Below are 5,439 nucleotides of genomic sequence, written 5' to 3' on the forward strand. Positions count from 1 at the left end.
TCATGGCGTTGTCCAGGGCATCGCCGACCGACCCGATCGAGGCCGCGATCTCGGCCAGTTCGAGGTGGCCGGTGAGCCGGATCGAGGTGTACTGGGCAGGTTCAAGTAGTCAATGCAACACCGGCTTGTTTCAGGGATCGTAGTTGATCGGTGAAGACCTCGGCTGGCGTCTTCCAGCCGAGGGCTTTGCGGGGCCTGTTGTTGAGGGTGTGAGCGACGGCTTCCAGATCGGTAGCGGAGCGGGTCCTCGGCCCGGACCACCCGACACGTTGCTGTCGCGGAACAACCTCGCCGGCGCCTATCGGTCGGCGGGGGACCTGGGGCGCGCCATCCCCCTCTACGAGGCGACCCTGGCCGACAGGGAGCGGGTCCTCGGCCCGGACCACCCGAACACCGTCGTGACCCGCAGAAAGATCGCCGCAGTGCAATCACTGAGGAATCCCGGCTGCCCCGCCGGGGACCCGGCATGAAAGCGCGCAGCGTCAAGCCTCGCCCGGTGGCTCACCTGGGGGCGGTTGGATCGATGGGTTGCCAGTCCTGGGTGAGCACGTCGGCTTGCGCCGGGGCTCTAGTAGACGACCACCGACCGGGGGGCTGTTCATCCTCGACGTCGAGCAGGTCGTCGGCAAGTGCGCGCGAGCGATTGGCGCTGTGTCCGGCATCCGGCGGCTGGTCGCGGACGGCGTTCCGCAGCGGCAGTGGCACGAGACTTGGGCGTCGGCAGGTCGACGGCGGCGCGGGCCGTGGCCTCGGGCGGGCCGCAGCAGTACGAGCGGCCGGCGGTGCCGACGGCGTTCACGCCGTTCGAACCGCACGTGCGCGAGTTGCTCGCGAGGACGCCGGGTATGCCGGCGTCGGTGATCGCCGAGCGGATCGGCTGGACCGGGTCGATCACCTCGTTCCGCGACAACGTACGGCGGCTGCGTCCCTGAGTATCGCCCGGTCGACGCGTCGGACCGGTTGACCTGGCTGCCGCGTGATGCTGCGCAATGCGACCCGTGGTTCCCGCCGAAGAAGATCCCGCTCGAGGACGGCACGAGGGTGCTGCTTCAGGTCCTGGTGATCACCTCCGCGCACTCCGGGTTCATGGTCGGGCGGATGATCCCGACCCGCCACACCGCGCACCTGCTATTGGGCATGTAGATGCTGCTGCCGCTGCTCGGTCGGGTCCCGCGGCGGTTGATCTGGGACAACGAGTCCGGCATCGGCCGCGGGAAGCGGCACGCCGAAAGGGTGGGCGCGTTCACCGGCACCCTGGCCACCACCCTGCAACGGCTCAAGCCGTATGACACCGAATCGAAGGGCGTGGTCGAACGCCGCAACGGGTTCTTCGAGACCTCCTTCATTCCCGGCCGCGAGTTCGCATCACCGGCGGACTTCAATACCCAGCCCACCGACTGGGGGGCCATCGCCAACGCCCGGGTCGTGCGCACCATCAAGGCCCGCCCGGTCGACGTCACCGCCGACCTGACCCGAACGACGAGTTGGGAATCTTGTCCCAGGCGTGGTCGCCGATCGGTGGCATCACCTTCTATCCCGGCCGCGGCGGCGATCGCCGCAGCACCCTGACCGACCCGGTGCTCGGGGCGATCGGCCAAGCGCACGACAAGAGCCCCGCCCAGGTGATGCTGCGCTGGCACCTGCAACAGGGCCGCTCCGCGATCCCCAAGTCCGTCACTCCGGCGCGGATCGTCGCCAATCTCGATGTCTTCGACTTTGCCCTCACCGATGCGGAGCTCGCAGCGATCGACGCGCTCGACACCGGCGTCCGTGGCAGACCCGATCCAGAGACGGTCACCTTGGCCGGATAAGGCCGGGTCATCCCCGAGGCATGAACCAGCAAGATCTCGAGCTGCCATTTCGGCCCGCTCGGGCGGTGGTCGGTCAGTCGGCGCCCACAGCCCCGCACTCGTATGCCAGCACGACGGCCTGGACCCGGTCGCGCAAGCCGAGCTTGGCCAGAATCCGGGTGACATGCGTCTTCACCGTCGCCTCCCCCAAGAACAGACTGGAGCCGATCTCGGCATTGGACCAGCCCTTGGCCAGTGCCAAGAACACTTCCAACTCCCGTGGTGTCAATGCCTGAAGCGCTTCAGGCACGCCGGCCCCGCTGGTGCGCCGCCGGACGAAGCTGTCCACCAACCGCCGGGTCACCTCCGGGGCAAAGAGCAGGTGTCCGCCGTGGCAGTCCCGGATCGCCTGCGCCAGCTCGGCAGGTGGGGAGGTCTTCAGCAGGAAGCCGCTGGCGCCGGCCTTTAAGGCGTCGAAGACGTACTCGTCGAGATCGAAAGTGGTCAGGACCAGGACCCGGGCCTCGGGTCGCGCGGTCGCGGTCAGCCGGATCCCGTCGATGCCGCTGACGTGCGGCATCTCGATGTCCATCAGGACGACATCGGCGGCATGCTCTCGGGCCGCCCGGGCGGCCTGGCGTCCGTCGGCCGCCTCGGCGACCACCGCGATATCGGCTTCCGCGTCAAGGATCGCCCGCAGTCCGCCCCGGATCATGGCCTGGTCATCGGCGAGCACCACGGAGATCATGACGAGTCGCTCACATCGCCCGCCGCCGGGACGGTCCGGTGGCGTGGAATGGTGGCCGCGACTGACCATCCGCGATCCGGGGTGGTCCCTGCGGTCAACCTCCCGCCGAGATCGCGCACTCGCTCGGCCACACCGGCCAGCCCGAAGCCGGCACCCGGGACAGCCGCCGCGACGCCATCACCGCCATCGTCGAGCACCTGGACCTGCCAGTCTGCGGCCCGGGCCACGACCGTGACCTGCACCCGACTCCCCGGGGCATGACGAATCGCATTGGTCAACGACTCCTGCACCACCCGATAGACGACCAGGTCGACCGCACTCTCGGGCGCGCCGCGATCATCTGCTGGTGGAGTTGTCGCCGGGTGGGCGGGCAGCACATTCAGCGTCAGCTCGAGGCCCGCTCGGCCGACCCGCTCGGCCAAGCCTCGCAACCGATCGGCGAGGTCGATCGGCTGGTCGTGGTGGAGTTGGCCGTCGGGCGCGCCCAATGCCCCCGCCTCGATCAGCCGGGCAAGACGGTCGATGTCGAGCGCGGCATGCCGACCGGCCGCCGCAACGACTGCGAGGCTGGCGCGCGCCCGCTCAGGATCGCGGTCGCGCTGGGCGGCGGCCGCCCCGGCCTGCACCACCATCACCCCGAGCGCATGACTGGTCACGTCGTGCAGGTCGCGGGCGATCCGCAGCCGCTCGGCCCGGACAGCCTCCACCACGGCAGCCTCAACGAGTGACTGGGCGGCCACCATGCGGTCGTGCGCGACCCGCTCGCGGTGGTCACTGTCGGTCCAGGCGTGACCGGCCCAGGCGGACAGGGCTGCTAACAGGCCGAGCATGGCCACATTGTCCGGATCGTTCCTCGCCCCCGTCACGATCCCGGTGGCAAGAAGCACCATCCAGCACCCCCAGACAGATCTGCGACCGTCCGCCGCGGCCGACCAGGACAAGATCATGACCACCAGCGCCGGTCCAGCACCGAGCGAAACCGGCTGTATGAGGTCGACGAGCGCGATTACCGCCGCCGCCAGGAGCATCGCCAGGCTGTTCTGATCCCGGCGAAGGAGCAGCGTGAACGGCAGCAGCGCGAGCAGAACCAATGTCGCGCGCTGTGGCGGCTGCCCGCCGCCGACCAGGCCGGCGACGGTGACCACCACCAGAACGACCGACGCGACCAGGTCGCGGATCGGGAGTCCGAGGGCATGGGCCGCCCGGCCAGGGGTCGGGTCGGTCAGGTCCTCGGGCCCGGTTCGCTCTCGCAACAGCCCCAGCAAGCGGCGCAGTTCGGTAACCCCCATTGCCCCCCGCCGGCGGATGGTCTCGATCCGATGCGCGGACAGGTCCGTCTGGGCCAGCTCGGCCCCGGTCGCCATCTCGCCGACACAGGCACCGACGACCTCGGTGATATCGGCGGCCAACCGGGTCCGCTCGGCGGCGACCACGGCCGCCACCAGGTGATCCGGATCCTGAGCCTGCGCGCGATCGGCCACCGCGCGCTCCCGCTCGGCACCCGCGGCCTTGGCGGCAACCACCCGTCCGAAGCCCCAGCACACCCCGTACAGGAAGAGGGTGAAGAGCAGGGTCGGCCATGACCAGCCATCGGACCAGGCCACCGGCACAACGAAGGCCGCCCCGCCGGTGATGGCCGCGGTCCGGCCGGCCCACCGGCCGAGCCCATAGATCGCCACGACGACCGGCAACAGCGTCGCCGGGCTTTCGCTCGGCACGCCGAGCACAGGTGCCAAGGCGGCGGCGGCGAGCACCAGCGCCGCCGCCACCTGCGGCCGTTGCCGGGACACCAGGAGACCGGCCGAGACACCGGCCCCGACCGTGGCGGCGACCCCCGGCGTGCGCCAGAGCCCGGCCACGACCCAAACCAGCCCGGCCCCGGCGAGCACCAGCTCCTCGCGAGTCGGACGGGTCGTCATGCCTTCGCAGGCTAGCCCCCGATTCCGCAGCCGGCATCCATCGTGCGATGGATCCCGGGTCCGCCGAGGCGAGACCGACCGCGCGCCGATCCTCGGCATACGAACGACCACCGGGTGACGTGGCCGGGAGTCCCGACGTCGGATCGTGGTGACCCGCGCCCGGCAGCCGCCGCGGCTCCCGTCGGAAAGGAATCGGAATATGCCTACCAAAAGCCACTGGGTCACCCTCGGTGCGGGATCATTGGTCCTCGCCCCGTTGATCGCCGCCATCGCCGATGTGCTCAGGATGCGAGCCGAGGAGGCCGGCGCGACCACCGGAATAATCGACGCGACCAGCCGCGAACAGACGAGCGCCATGCTGGCGTCCATCTCCAGCGAGCTCTCGCTCTATCAGGCCGCGTCCTGGCTGGCCCTGGTCGCAGCGCTGGTGGCCGTGCCCGCGGTCGCGGTCACTCGCCGGCTCACCTCGGAACGGTCGCCGCGCTGGTCCCTGGCGGCACTGATCATCGGCGGCTGCCTGGTGATCGGCGAGTTCGTCCACCTGATGGGCTATTACGCCTGGAACCAGATCCTGGCCTCCCTGCCGGACCGGGAGTCGGCCGTCACCGTGGGGATGGCGACGACGGACAACACCTTCGGGTTGGTGGTCTTTTCGCCCTACCTGGTGGGCTGGCTCTTCTTCTGGCCGGTGGCGGCGATCGCCCTGTACCGAGCGCGACTGATCCCCAGATGGGCCCTCGTGCTGGTCCTGCTAGCCGGGCTCGCGATGGCCGTGCTGGGCTCCTCCATGGTCGTCTCGCCCGTGTGGGCCATAGTCACCGCCCTCGGGCTGGCGCCGGTGCTGCTGGCGCGGCTGCGCGCGGCGCGAACGGACATCCCGAACCGCGGTATGGCGCAGACGTCCAGCGCGGCGGCCCGCTAGGCCGGCTCGAGGTCCGCCGCACTCGGCATACCCGGGTGCGGCGGCCCGCTAGGCCGGCTC

At 70.3% G+C, this 5,439-nt stretch carries 7 protein-coding genes and 1 pseudogene; 6 read left to right on the forward strand and 2 right to left on the reverse strand.

What is annotated here, in order from left to right:
* Window positions 1–209 precede the first annotated feature (209 nt).
* The 5 genes and pseudogenes from BN13_RS16365 to BN13_RS20490 all read left to right on the forward strand — a co-directional run.
* Window positions 210–470 (forward strand): tetratricopeptide repeat protein, encoded by a 261-nt coding sequence (locus BN13_RS16365; RefSeq protein WP_048548239.1) that lies wholly within the window; start codon window positions 210–212, stop codon window positions 468–470.
* 228 nt (window positions 471–698) lie between these two features.
* On the forward strand, window positions 699–932 hold the full coding sequence (locus BN13_RS18890) for a hypothetical protein (protein WP_157038642.1): 234 nt from the start codon (window positions 699–701) through the stop codon (window positions 930–932).
* Between the two features lie 28 nt (window positions 933–960).
* On the forward strand, window positions 961–1,143 hold the full coding sequence (locus BN13_RS18895; protein WP_084733839.1) for a hypothetical protein: 183 nt from the start codon (window positions 961–963) through the stop codon (window positions 1,141–1,143).
* Window positions 1,144–1,569: a hypothetical protein gene (locus BN13_RS20485; protein ID WP_048548240.1), complete on the forward strand. Its 426-nt coding sequence runs from the start codon at window positions 1,144–1,146 to the stop codon at window positions 1,567–1,569.
* A pseudogene (locus tag BN13_RS20490) lies at window positions 1,482–1,811 on the forward strand (aldo/keto reductase); the annotation flags it as partial. The gene BN13_RS20485 and the pseudogene BN13_RS20490, both read left to right, overlap by 88 nt.
* 73 nt (window positions 1,812–1,884) lie before the next feature.
* On the opposite strand, the gene BN13_RS16385 reads toward BN13_RS20490, so the two are convergent.
* The gene (locus BN13_RS16385; RefSeq protein WP_048548241.1) at window positions 1,885–2,538 is read right to left on the reverse strand and encodes a response regulator; all 654 of its coding nucleotides are present in this window, start codon (window positions 2,536–2,538) and stop codon (window positions 1,885–1,887) included.
* Window positions 2,535–4,457 carry a sensor histidine kinase gene (locus BN13_RS16390; RefSeq protein WP_048548242.1) on the reverse strand — a complete coding sequence of 641 codons (1,923 nt, stop codon included), beginning with the start codon at window positions 4,455–4,457 and terminating at the stop codon, window positions 2,535–2,537. Before BN13_RS16390 ends, BN13_RS16385 begins: the two co-directional genes overlap by 4 nt.
* 199 nt (window positions 4,458–4,656) lie before the next feature.
* Here BN13_RS16390 and BN13_RS16395 point away from each other — a divergent pair, with 199 nt between their 5' ends.
* Window positions 4,657–5,379 (forward strand): DUF4386 family protein, encoded by a 723-nt coding sequence (locus BN13_RS16395; protein ID WP_048548243.1) that lies wholly within the window; start codon window positions 4,657–4,659, stop codon window positions 5,377–5,379.
* The last annotated feature ends 60 nt before the right edge of the window (window positions 5,380–5,439 follow it).

This window comes from Nostocoides jenkinsii Ben 74, assembly GCF_001046875.1.
Taxonomy (GTDB): Bacteria; Actinomycetota; Actinomycetes; order Actinomycetales; family Dermatophilaceae; genus Nostocoides_A; species Nostocoides_A jenkinsii.

Excerpts from the sequence above, each read along its gene's own strand:
- BN13_RS20485 (WP_048548240.1), top strand. The coding sequence starts at position 1,144 with ATGCTGCTGCCGCTGCTCGGTCGGGTCCCGCGGCGGTTGATCTGGGAC.
- BN13_RS16385 (WP_048548241.1), bottom strand. The coding sequence starts at position 2,538 with ATGATCTCCGTGGTGCTCGCCGATGACCAGGCCATGATCCGGGGCGGA.
- BN13_RS16390 (WP_048548242.1), bottom strand. The coding sequence starts at position 4,457 with ATGACGACCCGTCCGACTCGCGAGGAGCTGGTGCTCGCCGGGGCCGGG.
- BN13_RS16395 (WP_048548243.1), top strand. The coding sequence starts at position 4,657 with ATGCCTACCAAAAGCCACTGGGTCACCCTCGGTGCGGGATCATTGGTC.